The following is a 2614-nucleotide window of genomic DNA, read 5'->3' as shown; positions in this document are numbered from 1 at the left end:
GGTCTGAAGGATGGCGCCCTCGCCAAGTGAAAGCGCGCCGGCCAGCGCCTGCAACCGGTCAAGGCGGCGCGCCCCCAGGACCAGTTTCGCACCCTCCCTGGCCAGAAGCCGTGCGGCGGCTTCGCCCAGCCCGCTGCTGGCGCCAGTGATGACGACGACTTTGTCCCTGATGTTCTCGGCCATGATTCTTTTCCTTTTCTGATCTTTGGCTTCGCTGCCCACGGCAGCCTGGGCGTTCGCGTTGGCGGCTCAGCGGGGCAATTCGACCCGGCCGAGCCAGCCGGTGACCTCGTCAAGCGTCTGGCGTTCCTGGTCGCACTGCTTGGAAAAACCCTTGATGAGCCGTGCCCCTGGTGCATGATCTGCGAGGACTTTCAGGCTCTGCCCTGTTCCGTAGCCGCCATGGGTGATGAACGGCACCAAGGTCTTGCCGGACAGATCGTGTTTCGACAGGAAGGAGCGGATCACCGAAGGCGCGGTCATGCCCCAGATCGGAAATCCGAGGAACACCGTCTCGTAGGTTCCGATATCAGGCACCGTGGCGGCCAGCGCCGGTTCGAAACCGGACTCCCGCTGCTGCTCCGCCACCGCAACCTGCTGCTTGTAGTCTTCCGGGTAGGGATCGACGGTCGCGATCTCGAAAATATCCGCTCGCAGAGTCCTGCTGATCTGGCGCGCGATGACCCGCGTGTTGCCGGTGCGGGTGTAGTAGGCCACCAGCACTTTGGCGCCGCCCGTTCGCCGCGCGCTCGACGCACTGGCGGGCGGCTCGATCCGGGACTCAATCCGGCGCCCAGAGGCAGTGCAAGCATGGTCATCAGCGCACCTCGTCTTGAGACTGGTTGGCTCATCACGCTCTCCCAGGTGGCTAACGATCGATCCTTGCTTCCTGTTGCGGAGAATAGCGCGCTCCCTTCACCGCGATCGCCGAGACCGCATTCTCGATGTTGGCAAGATCGTCCGCCGTCAGCGCGATGGTGGCCGACGCGATGTTCTCTTCGAGGCGATTGAGCTTGGTGGTGCCGGGGATCGGAACGATCCAGGGCTTCTGCGCCAGCAGCCAGGCGAGAGCGACCTGTGCTGATGTCGCCTTCTTCTCGGCAGCGATCACGCCGATCGCGTCGACCAGCGCCTGGTTCGCCTTGCGGGCGTCTTCCGCAAAACGCGGCACGGTGTTGCGGAAGTCGCTGCTGTCGAACGTCGTGCTGGCATCGATGGCGCCGGTGAGGAACCCCTTGCCCAGCGGGCTGAAGGGCACGAAGCCGATCCCCAGTTCTTCAAGCACCGGCAGGATCGCCTCTTCCGGTTCACGCCACCAGAGCGAATATTCGCTCTGGACCGCGGCGACCGGCTGTACCGCATGCGCGCGCCGGATCGTGCGTACGCCCGCCTCGGAGAGACCGAAATGCTTCACCTTGCCTTGGCTGATCAAGTCCTTCACAGCGCCCGCCACCTCTTCGATCGGCACGACCGGATCGACGCGGTGCTGGTATAGGAGGTCTATGTGGTCGGTCCTCAGCCGCCTGAGCGAGGCCTCGACGACGTCACGAATATGCTGCGGCCGGCTGTCCATGCCATCGTGTCGGGCTGTCCCGGCGATGTCGATGCCGAATTTGGTGGCGATCACCACCTGGTCGCGGATCGGCTGCAGCGCCTCGCCGACGACCTCCTCGTTCGTGAACGGTCCATAGACCTCCGCGGTGTCGAAGAAGGTGATGCCACGGTCGAACGCCGCCCTGATCAGGTGGACTGCATCCGCCGTCTCCATCGGCTGCCCGTATGACTGGCTCATTCCCATGCAGCCGAGCCCGATGGCCGAAACGTCGAGACCGCTGTTTCCAAGTGTGCGCTTCTGCATTGTCGTTATCCCTTCTTCTCGGCGTCGGCTTGTTCGAAGACCTTGCGGGCAATGCCCAGAGCCGTGGCTGCCGTTGGCCATCCGGCGTAGAAGGCGAGATGTGTAATGGTTTCGATGAGTTCGTCGCGGGTGACGCCATTGTCGAGCGCGCGCTTCATGTGAAAAGGCATTTCATTGATCCGGTAGCCCGAAATCAGGCTGGTGACGGTGACAAGGCTGCGGTCCCGCGGCGACAGGCCGGGGCGCTCCCAAACGTTGCCGAACAACACCTCGTCGGTGTATCTGCCAAGCGCGGGAGCGATATCGGAGAATGGGCTTTTCAGCCTTGGAACATCTGTCATGGTGGTCTCCTTCGAAGAGTTCGGGCGTTGAACTCGGCGCCACGCGCCGATACTTGGTCAAACCCCGTATTGTTCGTCGCTGACATGCTCCAGCCAGTCGACGACCTTGCCGTCGAGCGCTTCGGCGACAGCGATGTGGCTCATCGCGGTGGTCGGCGCGGCGCCATGCCAATGCTTCTCTCCGGGCGCGAACCAGACGATGTCGCCGGGCAGGATCGGTTCGATCGGGCCGCCCTCGCGCTGCACCAGGCCGGCGCCCGAGAGGACGATCAGCGTCTGGCCAAGGGGATGCGTGTGCCAAGCGGTGCGCGCACCGGGCTCGAAAGTCACGGTGGCGCCGCCGACGCGGGCGGGCTCGCTGCCCTTGAACGGCGCGTCGATGCGCACCGCGCCGGTGAAATAATCGGCCGATCCC

5 protein-coding genes are annotated in these 2614 nt (G+C 64.2%); all 5 read right to left on the bottom strand.

Features of this window, described 5'->3' with window-relative positions; genetic code table 11:
* Nucleotides 1-183: SDR family NAD(P)-dependent oxidoreductase (locus EN893_RS28450; protein ID WP_128361965.1), on the bottom strand; the 183-nt coding region annotated here is incomplete at its 3' end.
* 66 nt (nucleotides 184-249) lie between these two features.
* Entirely contained in the window at nucleotides 250-723 is a 474-nt protein-coding gene (locus EN893_RS28445) for a flavodoxin (RefSeq protein ID WP_236382718.1), read from the bottom strand.
* Between the two features lie 145 nt (nucleotides 724-868).
* The gene (locus tag EN893_RS28440) at nucleotides 869-1858 is read right to left on the bottom strand and encodes an aldo/keto reductase (RefSeq protein ID WP_127268893.1); all 990 of its coding nucleotides are present in this window, start codon (nucleotides 1856-1858) and stop codon (nucleotides 869-871) included.
* Nucleotides 1859-1863: 5 nt separating this feature from the next.
* Nucleotides 1864-2199: a carboxymuconolactone decarboxylase family protein gene (locus tag EN893_RS28435; protein ID WP_127268895.1), complete on the bottom strand. Its 336-nt coding sequence runs from the start codon at nucleotides 2197-2199 to the stop codon at nucleotides 1864-1866.
* A gap of 57 nt (nucleotides 2200-2256) precedes the next feature.
* Nucleotides 2257-2614, bottom strand: a 358-nt coding sequence (locus EN893_RS28430; RefSeq protein WP_164901185.1) for a cupin domain-containing protein, incomplete at its 5' end; no start/stop codon positions are given.

It is taken from the genome of Mesorhizobium sp. M7A.F.Ca.CA.004.04.2.1, assembly GCF_004022825.1.
In the GTDB taxonomy this organism is placed as follows: domain Bacteria; phylum Pseudomonadota; class Alphaproteobacteria; order Rhizobiales; family Rhizobiaceae; genus Mesorhizobium.
The sequence above is the reverse complement of the archived record's forward strand: the minus strand, read 5'-3'. Positions and strand labels throughout refer to the sequence as shown.

Coding starts and splice junctions, on each gene's coding strand:
- EN893_RS28440 (WP_127268893.1), bottom strand. CDS start 1,858: ATGCAGAAGCGCACACTTGGAAACAGCGGTCTCGACGTTTCGGCCATC.
- EN893_RS28435 (WP_127268895.1), bottom strand. CDS start 2,199: ATGACAGATGTTCCAAGGCTGAAAAGCCCATTCTCCGATATCGCTCCC.